Source organism: Pedobacter sp. Leaf176 (assembly GCF_001424305.1).
Lineage (GTDB): Bacteria > Bacteroidota > Bacteroidia > Sphingobacteriales > Sphingobacteriaceae > Pedobacter.
Genome location: NZ_LMPD01000001.1, coordinates 1,160,851 through 1,175,062 on the forward strand (window position 1 = coordinate 1,160,851; position 14,212 = coordinate 1,175,062).

A 14,212-nucleotide genomic window follows, 5' to 3' on the forward strand; every position below is an offset into this window, starting at 1 on the left:
TCAGCTTTTCACGTTAATTTGACCAATATGAAAATGCGCATGAGGGTTTGGGATGATTACTGGATTTTCATTAAGATACCGGTGCATAACATCATTCACATGCATATCGGTAATATGGTCATTGTATATGATTTCGAGAAACCGCTGGTCGCTACCATACCGGTTTTTCTTTGTGAATTTGTGCATTTTTTTTAGAATTCCGTACGGTTTTTTATTTATACATATTCCCCACATACCGCCCATTATTTTTGAGTTATGAAGAAAATGGTCCCTTATAATGTGTAGTTTTTTATTGGAATACAGCCATTCGTCAACCATTTTCCGCTCCCTTTCCGATGCGATGGAATCAATATCCCTGATTAACACCACATCCGTATCGATGTCGTCTAAGGGTAGAAATCTCCAGTACATGTATCTGAAATCCTTACCTTCTTGTTTCATAACTATGATTTCGCAGCCTAGCTCTTTAATGCGGTTAAAAATTTTATTGGTTATGTCCCGACTCATGTATATCCTGATTTGCCAACCAGGAAAAAAGGCTTTATAACTGCTAATGCAAGATTCAATGTTATTTATATACCGGTCTTCGTCGCCATACAGGCTAAAAGCGATTATTTTTTTATTTTTTCTGTCGGATAAGTAATTGCTTTCAACAGCAAATATTTTATGTTTAACAACAACGTCAGCTAAAAAGAAAAATACGGCTTTAAAAGGGTTGAAAAAGCGATATTGATAATATTTTCTAAACATCATTTTAAATGCCTAAGTATTTTTTAATGTATTGAAGGTATCTTGCCAGCCGCCAATTCAGATATTTGGCAACAGCGTTTATAACACCTCCACCAAGCTTAATTTCGCTCGCTTCATATATGCCTGAAAATTTTGAAATCTGAAGACGTTTGTATCTACAGTAAGTAGAAAGTTCTTTGTGTGCAGGAAAAGACATTAGTTCGACCTCCCGGTATGACCTATGGAAGCAATAAAAATACTCTTTTGGACTGAGGTAGTTTTTTAAGGTATCGCTCATGATATTCAATGCCTTTACAGATGATAACAGCGACTTATAACCGGAAAGTGTTGATAAAGTATTCTTATCATCCTTCCGGTATAATGCAACTGCATCAGGCAGATAAATTATACTTTTAGCATGTAATATTACCCTTAAAAAGAATTCCCCGTCGTCGTTGTACGATAATTCTTCATTCCATAGACCTGCTTTTTTTATAATATTTGTTGGTGCTAACCAGGCATGGGTTTCAATCATGCTTCCTGGTATATTTTTATCACAACCGTATATTTTTTTTATGAGTTCGATGGGTTGCTCAAGCTCAGAAATAAAAGAATGGAGGCTCCGGTTACTTAGATGCAAATTAGCTTTGGTGTTGAAACGGGTACACGATCCGAAGGCAATTGAATCCGGATTTTCCAGTAATTTGCGTATTTGTAATTCAATTTTATTGTTTTCTAAAAGGTCATCAGCATCTAAAAATTGCACAAAATCACCTGTTGCAATGGATAAGCCAAGATTTCTTGCAGAAGAGGCACCGTTATTTGCTTGCGTTAAAATTTTTATATCCTGATTTTCGTACGACATTAAAATAGATAAGGTATGATCTGTTGATCCGTCATCTATAACAATAATCTCTTTATTCATCCATGTTTGACGTAATGCGTTCTGAATAGTAGCCCCGATGTATTTTTCGGAATTATAAGCCGGGATAATTATAGAAACTAAAGGACTATTCACTTTTGTGTTTATTGAAAATCTCTATCCACCTATTTACAGATGATGAATATTGAGGAATAATATTATCATTAAACCATGGTTGTTTCAAATATTCGATATATAGATCTTGATTTCTATCTATCTCTATAATTTTCTCGATAAATGGAGCGCTGTTCAGGTTGTTAAATAGTAACTTCATTTTCAGCTTTCTGCCTCTGGACTTTAAATTTCTTTTTATTCTGTCACGTAAACGGTTATAATATGCAGGTCGATAATCTGTAAAGTCTTGCTGGGCTATTTTTTCTAATGATTTTATGAAAAAACCAGCGTTTGGTTTAACATATTCCGGCACATTTATAAAACTCCTTGTGTTAAATACATCAGAGATGTTCGGGTCACCACAGTAAATCGGTAAGCTGTCACACTTCATTGCATCATAAAGTTTTTCAGTTTGATAACCGGGGTACACGTCGTTTTCAAAAGCAATTGTAAATTTATAGGGTAATAAAAAATGACGTTTTGCCTCCCAGATGCTATCTTTTGTACTATCGATATGGTGCATATTATTCATCGACAAACCCGGAGCGTCTATTTTTTTATATTTAGAAAGTTGTTTGAAAAATTCCTCTCTATAATGTATGGGATTTGAATATAGGAAATTGCAAAACCTGGTTTTCGTGTTAAGAATTTGATCAATTTCGTTGTCGCTATAATTTTTAACGAGAACTTCAGGGTTAAAGCCGTGCCACTGTATTCTTTTGTATCTGCTATTTTTTATTTCTGATTCTAACGGTATTCCAAATGCATAGTCACAAATGGATAAATCAGGTAAAATGTTCTCACAGAAATAACCTACGATGGTATAGTTTCCTTTTGGAGGTATATCATCGCCGTATGGACCGAAAATTACAACGTCTGGCTTTTCTGATTGTTCAAAAAAGTATTTTTCTGTCAGGCCAAATGGTTCAAAAACATCTTTTTGAAAGTCTTCGAAGGAAAGCCCGTTCCTGAATTGAATGTTAATTTTTTGTTTCAATTCCGATGTTTGTTATTAACTAATGTAGACCTTCAACTTATATTTTAACATTTCGATATAATATTTCAAGGGATTGTGATGCTGCCATTTAAACTTATAATAAGCAAGACTGCTGTACTGAAGGCGTTTTTGCTTCTTTTTATCCGCTTTGTTTAGTGTTTCACTTCTTAAATGGGTTACTTTTGATTTGATAACCAGTGCATTTGCCAGGTTTTTTTTCTTTAGAGTCAGACGGAAATCGTCATCGCTAAACCAAAATTCGAATTTTTCATCAAAGAAACCAGTAATGTCAAAGATGGATCGCTTAACCAAAAAACACCAACCTGTAAAAAAAAGCCCATTCTCATAACCGTAGTTTATGTTGCCATTGTAATAATGTGCCTTATCCTGATGGAAGTTATCGCAAAATGTATTGCAACATTGCAAGCCGGGATTCTGCTTCATTGCATTTAAAATTTCAGTGGCCCAATGCTTATGAAAAATCAAGTCATTATTGCAAAAACAGATGTAATCATGAGCTGTATTTCTGATGCCAATATTAAGGTATCGATGAAAGCCGAATTTAGCAGTCGGATAAATAGTTGTTGAATGTTCAAATTGAAAAGGTTCGAGTTCCCGGTAGGATTCGATGACTACAATATTAAATGAAATTTCCCCAGGGTTTTCCGAGTTTACGCAGGAGGCTATAGTTTGCTCCGTAAGCTTTTTAAGCGCACTATTCTTTGCATAACTGAGAATAATTACATCAATGTTGGTTGGCACTGCTTAAATTTTTGTGGCAACAACTGCAAACTGCGGATATCTCATGTCTTCCAGATTGTTAAATGACAATAAGTTTGCTATTTCCAGGTATTTGTACGTGTGCTTATTTATGCCCTCAATGGTTTCGACTTTAAAATTGCAATCTTCAAAAAGCCTGATTATGCTTTTTTTTGTGAAAAAGCGAAGGTGCGTTTTATCCATTACTCCGGCATCCGAATATTTGAAATCCTTGTATCTTAAAAGAGATAAAATAACGGGATAATACCTGATGTTAGGAATAGAAGCGACTATACACCCATTAGTTTCCAGGTAGTTAGATGCAAGTTTTAGGGCTTCCTCCGGATGTGGTAAGTGTTCCAAAACGTCATTGAAGAATATACAATCAAATTTATTTACAGAATGTATTTTAATGTCAGGGCCAAAAAAGGAATTTATCACATGGTCTATTTTAGTTCCGGCAATCCCCGCAGATAATGTATCAGGTTCTACACCCCAAACTTCACAATCATAAAACTCTTTCAGCATCTTTCCAAAATTTCCTGAAGCACATCCAACATCCAACACTTTTTTAATTTTTTCAGGAACGTATTTTAGAAGCTCTTTTCTGCTGTGATCAAAGTAAGATTTATCCTTGTCTTTATATAAGCTATTTCCAAACATGAAGTGTTTTTAGTAATATTCAAATTTATAGTCAAGTTCAATATTTCCTCTAATGTGTACTGGATACGGTGTTATGTCATCAGCCATCGCTTTCTGATGAACCACAAATTGTATCAGATCAAAAAAATCTTTATACAGTAGAGCGGAATTGACATGAATACCGAGATTATATCTGCCGGGTAATAAAGGCAGGTTCAGAATGGTACCACTCACCGAAATTTTGAAGGTTGAGTTATAAATTTTTAGTAATTTCTCGTTCCTTAAATCTATAAATGCGACTTTTTGTCCCAATTCATCATAGAGTAAAATTGCTATTGTATGGTATATGTTTTTTAAAGCACTGCTGATTGTCAGGTCGAATCTGAGGTCAGAAAAACTGATAAAACCGGAGCCGGATAAACTGAAGTTATCAATTTCAACTAAGTCATTTAATTTATAATTGCTGATTTGAGTGCGCTCAATTTGATTTTTTGCCTTCGTGTATTGTTCTATTGTTTTAATAACGTCTCCAGAATAGGCGAGTGTTCCATTTACTAAAAGATGCGCCTTTGAGCAAAAGTTTGAAATGGCATTCATGTTATGGCTTACAAACAATATCGTTCGACCATCTCGTTTGCTCACTTCGCCCATTTTACCCAGGCATTTCTTCTGAAATTCAGCGTCACCAACGGCCAGGACCTCATCAACAATTAAAATCTCCGATTCCAGGTGAGCGGCTACCGCAAAAGCAAGCCTTACATACATACCCGAAGAATACCTTTTTACTGGCGTATCCAGGTAACGTTCGATTCCGGCGAAATCTACAATTTCTTCCAGTTTGCGCTGAATTTCTTTTTTACGCATGCCCAGTATCGCACCATTTAAAAAGATATTTTCACGGCCACTGAGTTCAGGATGGAAGCCTGTGCCCACCTCAAGTAAGCTTGCTATCCGGCCATTGCCGAAGATTTTGCCCGTGGTAGGCGCTGTAACTTTGCTTAGTATTTTCAATAAAGTGCTTTTTCCGGCACCATTCCTGCCAATAATACCAACTGCATCGCCTTGTTCAATTTCAAAATTGATCTCTCTTAAACTCCAGACCACATCGCTTTCGCTTTTGATATTTTGAATATTACTTTCCCCAATTTTCAGAAAAGGGTCTTCCTTACCACGGATTTTTGCATACCAGCGCGATAGGTCTCGGCTAATCGTTCCAGTGCCAAGTTGCCCAAGCTGATAGGCCTTAGACAGATTTTCTACTTTGATGGCAGAATTCATTGTTAATTTTGTTTTTCATCAACGCTTTCGTTTACAGGTTTTTGTCGATCGTTTTCTGTCAATCGTTTTCGTTTTTAGTTAATTTAGAAACATAAGTAATTAGAGGGTAGCCATTAGAAAATGTTAAGGCAATGACTATCTACTCAAAGCACTAATTAATTTAGCCAGCATCATCTTTATGCTGATAATCTGAGTGTTAATTATATCGTAATTTTGGTCATTCATATAATTTAAATTCTTGGCCAAGAATAAATGATATTGTGTTTCTGCTAGAGACCCCTTTGCGATAAACAAAAATTGTTTAAACTCTTTTACATATTGACGGGCTTGTCCTTCGATTATGTTTGTTGGGATACTTGCTGCGCTTCTCCTGATTTGCGACGTCAAACCAAATAATTCTTCTTTTGGGAATTGCTTAGTTACCGAGTAAATTGATAGGATTAAATCGTGTGATTTTTTCCAGACTTCTAATTTGTTTTTCATCCTATACATTTTTATATCTAAATATTTAAAGGATGATTATTAAAGATATTTAATTTATTGAATTGTAGTCGATGCGAGAAACGGCCAACGAAAAACGATTTCCATCACACCGTATCCATAAAATCCCGTTCAACTTTATTAAAAACAGCAAGTCCGGAAGTTAATAAAACCAAGGTTATGGTCGCTGCATAACCCAATCCATCCCAGCTAAAACGACCTTCGCCTAAAAATCCATAACGAAAAGTTTCAATAATCGGAGTCATAGGGTTGTATTCAATTACCCATGCATATCTTGGATATTTCTCCAATGCAACAGAAAGGGGGTAGATAACCGTTGTAGTGTACATGAGCAATTGTACCCCAAATGATACTAAGAAAGTTAAATCCCTGTATTTAGTTGTCATCGCAGAAATAATCATTCCTGAACCCAGCCCTAGCATTGCCATGAGCATGATAAGAAAAGGAAAAAATAGAACAGCGGAGGTTACATCTAAACGGTGTCCATTCAGGTAATAATAGCCTATCATTATTATAAAAAGAATGAACTGGACTGCAAAGCGTATTAAATTGCCCGCTACTATGCTAAGCGGCATAATCACCCTGGGGAAGTAAACTTTACCAAAAATTCCGGCATTATCCCTTAAAACAGTTGAGGTTTTATTAAGGCAGTCTGCAAAGTAATTCCAGGCGGTTATTCCGGCCATATAGAAGAGGGGCTTTGGCAAACCATCAGTAGAAATGCCTGCAAGATTTCCAAATATGAAAGTAAATATTACGGTTGTAAATAGGGGCTGTATAAAAAACCACAGCGGGCCGAGAATCGTCTGTTTATAAAAGGAAACCAGGTCGCGGTGAATCAGCAGTACTAATAGATCCCTGTATAACCAGGTTTCCTGTAGTTTAAAATTAAATAATGGTGCTTTTGCCTCAATTATCCAGTCGTATTTATTTTTATGCATCATTATAAAGTTTCTTTCAAAATAAAGGCTGTCTGTTTAACAATCTATCCACTTTTACCAAGTAACTTTCGAAGCCAAAATGTGCTTTAACCAATTCTAATCTTGCCAATTTCGATTCAATGCTTAATGGACTTTCCAATAAATGTATAAGTCCGGTATAAACGGCTTCAGGATCATCCGGATTAATTATTAAAGCAAGATTTCCATCTAATACGGCGTCTGTACTGCCATCAGCATTGCCTGCCAGAATCTGGCAGCCGTGTGCGGCGGCTTCGATGAATACCAGGCCAAAGCCTTCACCATGACTGGGCATAACAAAGATTTCTGCCGATTGGTATAAAAGCTCAAGTTCGCTATCGGGAACAAACCCGGTTAAAATTACATTTTCCTGAAGGTTACCATCAGCAATCAATGCTTCCACTCTTTGTTGTTCAATCGCATCAGCCTGGCCAACTAATAAATAACTGATCTGAGGATGGATTTTTATCAGGTGTTTTAAGGCCTGTAAAACAATATCATAGCCTTTGTATTTTTCAGAGGAAGATAATCTGCATACGGTAAGTAATACCCGGTTGACCGTTGGCACACCGTATTTTTCTAAGGGTTTTAACTGATGTGTCGGTTTGAGTCTAAAATTAAATGATCTTGGAAGTGCGTTATTTAATATGTGGATGTTTTTCTCTGATATTCCCTGAGATGATTTTAAAACCGATGCTGTATAACGGCTCACCGCCCATAGCTCTATTTTATTAAGTAATTTTCGCCTCCAGGATGATAATGGCCTCCATACTTCTATGCCATGTGCAAATAGGATGATCCTTTTCCTGGGATAAATAATACGTATCAGCTTCGCGAAGGGTAACAGGTTGATGTGACTTAGAATGACCACTTCAGCTTGGATGGCATTTTTTACTACCGATAAGGAAAATAGTGGTTTATTACCACCAAATCCGATGTAATTTTCAGTGGAGGACGAATTATCATAAAGAGACAGCGCTTTAAAGTCATTGATCTTGTTTTGACTTCCAAGGTCTTCAAGCGCATGAATGAAAACCCGGCAAACATTTTCAATACCTCCGGTTAGCCCAAATGTATATAAGCTTAAAAATAAAATTTCCTTATTTTTCAACTTTGACTATTTGCTATGGCTATCTGGTATAAAGCAAATGCCTTAGACCAATGTAATTTTCCCGATTTAAATTTCCTGATTTGCTTAACAGCGCACTCATTTCCTGCGAAAATTTTCTCATCTGTTATTTGTCCGCCTTTTAAAAACCAGTCATCTAAGGGGAAACTAAATCCCATTTTTGGCCTTTTCCAGATGCTTTCTGGTAAAATATCTTTAAAAGCGTCTACGAGTATGCCTTTCGGCTCCTTTTTAAAGCGTTGTTCGGTAGAAAGGCTGCTGACATAATTTGCCAGGCCTTTATCCAGAAAAGGTACCCTCACTTCAATGCCATGAATCATGCTCATAAAGTCAGTGTCTTTTAATAACTGGTTTTGCATGAATATATTCGTCTCAAACCAGGCTACACGTTCTTTTCCACTCAATTTGTTTAAGCTTTCATCAACGGAAAAATTTTCAAATAAACTGTCTATTTCGTTTCTATTTATTTTTAGAATACCGGCGATTGTTTCCGGAATGAAAAAGCCTCTTAGGAAAAGATATTCACCTATCGGATTTTGGTAGCTCAAGTAATAAATTCTCTTAAATTTTTCTGAAGGCAGTTTAGCCATCAATTTTAACAGATAGCGGGGCAGTTTTTTCAGGTATTTAATGGTATTCATCCTGTTAAAAGATGGATAGCCACCAAAATATTCATCGGCACCTATACCAGATAAAACTGCTTTTAAACCATTAATCCGGGCAAATTTATTTACGAACCAGCTGTTAATTCCATCGCTGGTTGGCTGATCCATAGCAGATAGAATATCCTTAAAATATTTATTGAAATCTGCTTCTCCGACGTTGTGGCTATGGTGTGTTCCATTTATGTGCTCGGCAATCAACCGTTGAAACTTTTCTTCTGAATAAGCTGGTTCAGCAAAGTTTATCGATACCATAGGTAAGTTTTTCGTGCTAAACCGATTTGCAATCAGCGTTATAATGCTGGAATCTAAACCACCGCTCAAAAATACCCCAATCGGAGCATCAGCAATCATATGTTGTTTTACAGAACGATTTAACTTATCCGCCAGTACCTTACTAACCATTGCTTTTTTCGCGGGGTGATGTATGAGATTTTCATGTTCAAAACTTAAAGTGCGGGAAGCGAGTTGTACATGGCTCCATTCCAGAAAATAACCTGGTTTCAATGAAAAAACATTTTTCAGCGTGGTGTAGGGTGCCGGAATATGTCCGAACGCAAGAAAATAAGTTTTCCAGTCTTCATTTTCTGTATACACATAAGATGTTTTAGAGAATGCTTTAACTTCAGATGAAAATACGAGTCTCTGTTGTTCCGTTGAATAATACAAAGGTTTTATGGCATTCTGATCCCTTACCAAATAACTTAACTTTTTTTCTTTATCCAGTAATGCGAATGCAAACATGCCTTCAATTTTGCTGAAACTCTTGATTCCCCAGTTTTGATAAGCTGCTAAAATGACTTCGGTGTCGGTTTGTGTCCTAAATTGATAACCCAATGCGGACAATTGTTTTTTTAAATCCGGATAATTGTAAATCTCCCCGTTAAAAGTAATAAGCAGATTGTTACCATAGCGCATGGGTTGCTGACCGGAAGAAGACAGATCCAATAATGCTAAACGCCTATGACCGAAACACAACGCTAAGGATGATTCATTTACAAGCCCCGATCCATCCGGACCGCCGTGTTGCATTGAAGCGCACATCGCCTCTACATCTTGTTCAATTTGTTTAGGATCTGCGCTTTTATCAATAATTCCAGCTATACGGCACATTTAATAACCTTTAATATGGAAATAATAAATAATAGATTGAATAAAGATGGGTGCGGATTTAATCATCTGCTGATTTCATATGAAAGTATCGTCTTTACACAGCTTCGCCCTTTCAGTCACATTTTCTTTTAAAACGAACTGATAAAACGTATGAAGTTGCATTACCATTAGATATGCTCTTCAAAAAACCGGTATGCAGTATGCCACAACTTGAGCATTATAATAATGCCCGCTTGCAGCAAAAAATCACTTAATAGGCTCAATAAAAGCCATAGAAGTGTTTATTTTAATTGAAAAACCTAAGTTCTCCAAACGAAGAATAAGGCGTTGCTTGTTATGCAGAGACACGAGCTCTGCAATCATATCTTTAAAGGGGCCAGCTTTTATGCGTACTTTTTCACCCACGTTAACTTCATAATTAAAAACTTCCAGATCATCATCTGTAGCCAATAAAAGCTTTAAGTTTTCAATTTGCTTTGCATGCATAGACGCTATCTGACCTGAAAAGTAAAGAAACCTCGCAATCCCGTTTGTCATCAATACTTCTGCATGTTCTTTGGCGGAGATAAATACAAACAGGTAGGATTTTATCAAAGGTTCAGTAACAATTTTTTTTCTATCGCTCCACTGTTTTAATTCTTTTTTCAATGGAAGGTAAGCCGTAATGTTTTTCCGGATTAGCTCCTGATATGCCTTTTTTTCAGCCCTTGAACGCGTGTAAACCGGATACCATTTGTAACTATTATCTATCATTTATTTTAGCCTTATTTGTAAGTTGTAACAAAATTCCTCTAGGGTGCTTTTCCTTAATTAATTGAGCTTTTATTGTTGACTATTTTCGCCTCCAAAATTTCCACCATTTTTTGTCTTCATCATCATAGTAACCGGAGCCGGAGTAACCAGAGTAATCTGAATAATAATAAGTGCTGTTGCCACCTCCTCGTGAATAATCTGTAGTATAATAGTTTGAATAAAGTGCATCATCTCCAAAAGCATTCAGAATAATGGCAAGATTGTTTAAGCCATATTCTCTGGATAAACGTTCCGGTATATTGGCCGCCCTTTGCTGGGAGACACCAGAACGGATAACAAACAAATTGACATCCGAAGAGCGGATAAGTGGAATGGAATCAGATACCAGGCCTACCGGAGCAGTATCGAGCAATACATAGTCATAATCATTTTCCAGGGTTTTGATAAGGTCTTTCATCGCTGCGGAATGCAATAACTCTGAGGGATTTGGCGGAACAGGTCCGGATGGTATAAAATCAATATGATGCACCGAATCATGCACCAATACATCGGCTAAATTTGTTTGTCCTGATAATAATGAACTCAACCCTTTAGTATTATTGGTTCCAAAAACCTTATGTAATTTGGATTTCCTTAAATCAGCTGCAATCAGGATAACTTTTTTTTCAATCAGGGCCAGTGTGCTGGCCAGGTTAAGCGTTACAAATGATTTTCCCTCACCGGAAATTTCTGAGGTAATACAGATCACTTTACTTGCTTTATGACTTGCTAAAAAGCTGAGATTTGTACGTACAGAACGGACTGATTCGGCAAACACTGATTTTGGTTTGGACAATGACAATGCCTGCTTGCTATCTTTGTCTATGAAATCGGGAAATTTTCTAATTACTCCGATAATCGGTGTATGTGTTAATGCTTCAACCGTTTCTTTATCATAAATATATGGGTTTAAAAAACGAACCAATAAAATCAAACCGAATCCTGCCGCAAGGCCAAGGAATATTGCGGTACTATAGGTTGTATCTGCATTTGGCGAAATTGCCGCATAGGATGGGTAAGCAGGATTTACTATTGAAGCACCGGGAACAATAGCCGCAGCATTCATTTCTGCTTCCAATTTTTTTTCCGACAGATAGGAGCGTACCTTATTATTTACTTCAAAGTTGGTCTGCAACTTAACGAAATTCTGTTCTTTAACAGGCATGTTACTAACGCGTTGGTTAATACCTTCAATTTGTGCTTCAATAAAGCGGATGTTTTGCAAATTTTGTTTTTGCATACCGTCAACGATATTTCTGATGCTGGATTTCACGTTGGCAATTTGTTGTTCAAGCTGTTTTACAGGTGGTGAACTGCGGTTAAACTGACTAAGCTTGGTCTCCCGGCTGGCCAAGAGAAGATTGAGTTGGCTTATAAAATTTCCAAGTCCGTTTGCATTGCCGTCGCCCAGATCCAGGCTAGCTCCAATTCTGGATTTATTTGCATTTACCTGTTCCTGTAGTTGTTTAATGCCAATTTGCTTTAAGGTCAGTTCTGTTTTTTGTTTTTCAAAATCTGAAAGTTTAGCCGTTGTTGCAGCCGTGGATGAGCCAATGTCGATCAGTTTATTTTGTTTTTTGAAATCAGCAAGTGTACGGCCAGATTTTCCGGTTTGAGCATCGATAAATTCCAATTGATTGTCAATAAAATCGACGGTTTGTTTCGCAGAACGTCTTCTTTGAATCACATCGGTTCGTACATATTCTTTCATGATGGCATTCAGAATGTCGGCAGCAAAAACAGGATTTCCATCCTTCTGGCTTAAACTCATTACGTTTGTAAACCGGGCGGCTTCTGCAATAGATAAGCCGTTCATAGCGCGTCCAACAAAATCTTCTTTTCCATTAAACTTAAACTGATAAGTGCCTTTGTCCAGTATTTTATATTTGATGCGGAAAACCATATTTCCAATCGTTATCTGTTCGTTATAACGGTAGGTTTTTTTTTGCGCTTCATTATTTACCGGATAAAAGGTAAAATGCTGGTCATCGGCAGAAGTAACTTCATATAGCGACCTGTCAAAATTAATGCTGTCTTGTTTAATGATTTCAATTGCAAATGGTACATGAGGATAGAGTTCTGTAGTGCGTATCCGGCCTTTTAAAAAATAGCTTATTCGATAGTTAAGCGTTCTTACTGCATTTAAGATAACCTCATTGCTGCGTAGGGTGAAGCCCTCTGCCTGAATTTTGTCGGTATAATTATAGTTTTGACTAGGTATTTGCACCCCGGTTGTAATTGCCGGATTACTTTCTCCGAGTTTAAGAGATGCACTTGTTTGATAAACCGGAGGTGTATACCAAAGGTATAACCAAGCCAGGCATAATGATGTAATTACCGTTCCGGCTACCCAATACCAGCGGCTCAAGAAAACCCGGAAGATTTTATAAAAATCTATACTCTGGCTAACACCTTTTTGCTCTTGAATCGGTTCAATCAATGTTCTGTCTTTATTTATTATCTTCTCCACTATTATCGAATAAGCCTGACAAATTTCGAAACTGGCTGCTGGGCCAGGTTTACCTGGTTATTGTAAAAACCAAAACCGCCAGGTTCACCACCACGATTAGTGGTTGTACGATGTTGTTAAAACTTAGTAGTTTTTCACTTGCTGCGGCGCGCTTGGTTTGTTGCAAAATGATAATGTCATTATTTTGCAAAATCAGTTTTTTACTTGCCAGGCTGTTTATGTCATTTAGATTTACATAGATTAATTCGGGGTGACTTTTATCTCCTCTTATAATTTTCAGAGTTTTGGGATCCGCGGTTTTGGTGATGCCGCCGGCTTCACCGATTACATCTATTAGTGTTGTGTTTTCTTTCTCAATGTAAAAGTTTCCCTGTTTGCTGAATTCGCCTAACAGTGTAACTTTCAGGTTCACAATGGATAATTCTATTATCGGGTCTTTGAGTAGATTTTTTTTGTATAAATCCTGGATCTTTTCTGTCGCTGCTCTTCTGCTTAAACCCACAACCTGAACTTTTCCGATAGCAGGTAAATTTACAGTGCCATCCAACTCCACCGGGTAAGATAAAACGTTGCTGTTGGCGCCAGATTGCGCTTGCTGGATACGGGTAGTTGAGGGTGAATTAACCTGGCTACCATTCGCTCCGAATTCAGGATTTTGTACATTTTTTATCGCCAGCTGATCATCAACTTTTATTTTATAGTAATCATCGCTGATGCCCTGATCATTCACTACATATACATGCCGGATGGTGTCGGTCATCAAATCACTTGCCGCATTAAAAAGACTGTTCTCCCTGCGTGCGGCACAAGAGTTCAGCAAAAATGAACAGATAAGTACGACACTTAGATTAGCGCAAAGCCGGAATAGATTAACTGTCATAGAGTATAACATTAGAGGAAAATGAATAATCACGATAAATATAAAACTCTTTTGTATGCATAACAGCGGTGTCGTTTGGCGTGTTGTTCCTGAAATATGGTCTTCTAGTGTTCCACAATCGAAAAACCTTGTTAATTATATATTCAGAGCAATAAATCGACCAGCCAATCGCTCAAAATGAATGAAAAAAGAACAAGATCTACTTGCTGAATGAATAAAAAGAATGATCAGTTAAGCAACAGGTCGGGGTAACTTCGTGTGAGGA

13 protein-coding genes are annotated in these 14,212 nt (G+C 37.0%); all 13 read right to left on the reverse strand.

Going from position 1 to position 14,212, the window contains the following annotated elements; genetic code table 11:
- Window positions 1-753 (reverse strand): hypothetical protein, encoded by a 753-nt coding sequence (locus ASF92_RS05300; RefSeq protein ID WP_056088818.1) that lies wholly within the window; start codon window positions 751-753, stop codon window positions 1-3.
- A 1-nt stretch (window position 754) separates the two neighbouring features.
- Window positions 755-1,747, reverse strand: a complete 993-nt coding sequence (locus ASF92_RS05305) for a glycosyltransferase family 2 protein (protein WP_056088823.1) — start codon at window positions 1,745-1,747, stop codon at window positions 755-757.
- Window positions 1,740-2,762, reverse strand: coding sequence for a glycosyltransferase family 10 domain-containing protein (locus ASF92_RS05310; RefSeq protein WP_056088827.1), 1,023 nt, complete (start codon window positions 2,760-2,762; stop codon window positions 1,740-1,742). Before ASF92_RS05310 ends, ASF92_RS05305 begins: the two co-directional genes overlap by 8 nt.
- A 15-nt stretch (window positions 2,763-2,777) precedes the next feature.
- A complete protein-coding gene (locus ASF92_RS05315) occupies window positions 2,778-3,524 on the reverse strand; it encodes a glycosyltransferase family 2 protein (RefSeq protein WP_056088829.1) in 747 nt (248 codons plus the stop codon).
- A 3-nt stretch (window positions 3,525-3,527) separates the two neighbouring features.
- A complete protein-coding gene (locus ASF92_RS05320; protein ID WP_056088832.1) occupies window positions 3,528-4,184 on the reverse strand; it encodes a bifunctional 2-polyprenyl-6-hydroxyphenol methylase/3-demethylubiquinol 3-O-methyltransferase UbiG in 657 nt (218 codons plus the stop codon).
- A 9-nt stretch (window positions 4,185-4,193) separates the two neighbouring features.
- On the reverse strand, window positions 4,194-5,441 hold the full coding sequence (locus ASF92_RS21340; protein WP_056088836.1) for an ABC transporter ATP-binding protein: 1,248 nt from the start codon (window positions 5,439-5,441) through the stop codon (window positions 4,194-4,196).
- Between the two features lie 135 nt (window positions 5,442-5,576).
- On the reverse strand, window positions 5,577-5,924 hold the full coding sequence (locus ASF92_RS05330) for a four helix bundle protein (RefSeq protein WP_056089206.1): 348 nt from the start codon (window positions 5,922-5,924) through the stop codon (window positions 5,577-5,579).
- A gap of 104 nt (window positions 5,925-6,028) precedes the next feature.
- Window positions 6,029-6,886 (reverse strand): ABC transporter permease, encoded by an 858-nt coding sequence (locus ASF92_RS05335; protein WP_056088839.1) that lies wholly within the window; start codon window positions 6,884-6,886, stop codon window positions 6,029-6,031.
- Window positions 6,887-6,899: 13 nt separating this feature from the next.
- Entirely contained in the window at window positions 6,900-8,012 is a 1,113-nt protein-coding gene (locus ASF92_RS05340; protein ID WP_056088842.1) for a glycosyltransferase family 4 protein, read from the reverse strand.
- Complete coding sequence (gene asnB, locus ASF92_RS05345) at window positions 8,009-9,805, reverse strand: asparagine synthase (glutamine-hydrolyzing) (RefSeq protein ID WP_056088844.1); 1,797 nt, start codon at window positions 9,803-9,805, stop codon at window positions 8,009-8,011. Before asnB ends, ASF92_RS05340 begins: the two co-directional genes overlap by 4 nt.
- A gap of 246 nt (window positions 9,806-10,051) precedes the next feature.
- A complete protein-coding gene (locus ASF92_RS05350; RefSeq protein ID WP_056088847.1) occupies window positions 10,052-10,558 on the reverse strand; it encodes a UpxY family transcription antiterminator in 507 nt (168 codons plus the stop codon).
- Between the two features lie 79 nt (window positions 10,559-10,637).
- Window positions 10,638-13,067, reverse strand: a complete 2,430-nt coding sequence (locus tag ASF92_RS05355; RefSeq protein ID WP_056088850.1) for a GumC family protein — start codon at window positions 13,065-13,067, stop codon at window positions 10,638-10,640.
- A gap of 49 nt (window positions 13,068-13,116) precedes the next feature.
- Window positions 13,117-13,947, reverse strand: coding sequence for a polysaccharide biosynthesis/export family protein (locus tag ASF92_RS05360; RefSeq protein ID WP_197413231.1), 831 nt, complete (start codon window positions 13,945-13,947; stop codon window positions 13,117-13,119).
- Between the last annotated feature and the right edge of the window lie 265 nt (window positions 13,948-14,212).

Bases quoted from the DNA above. Each gene is read 5' to 3' on its own strand.
- ASF92_RS05300 (WP_056088818.1), bottom strand. From the start codon at position 753: ATGATGTTTAGAAAATATTATCAATATCGCTTTTTCAACCCTTTTAAA.
- ASF92_RS05320 (WP_056088832.1), bottom strand. From the start codon at position 4,184: ATGTTTGGAAATAGCTTATATAAAGACAAGGATAAATCTTACTTTGAT.
- ASF92_RS21340 (WP_056088836.1), bottom strand. From the start codon at position 5,441: ATGAATTCTGCCATCAAAGTAGAAAATCTGTCTAAGGCCTATCAGCTT.
- ASF92_RS05330 (WP_056089206.1), bottom strand. From the start codon at position 5,924: ATGAAAAACAAATTAGAAGTCTGGAAAAAATCACACGATTTAATCCTA.
- ASF92_RS05335 (WP_056088839.1), bottom strand. From the start codon at position 6,886: ATGATGCATAAAAATAAATACGACTGGATAATTGAGGCAAAAGCACCA.
- asnB (WP_056088844.1), bottom strand. From the start codon at position 9,805: ATGTGCCGTATAGCTGGAATTATTGATAAAAGCGCAGATCCTAAACAA.
- ASF92_RS05350 (WP_056088847.1), bottom strand. From the start codon at position 10,558: ATGATAGATAATAGTTACAAATGGTATCCGGTTTACACGCGTTCAAGG.
- ASF92_RS05360 (WP_197413231.1), bottom strand. From the start codon at position 13,947: ATGACAGTTAATCTATTCCGGCTTTGCGCTAATCTAAGTGTCGTACTT.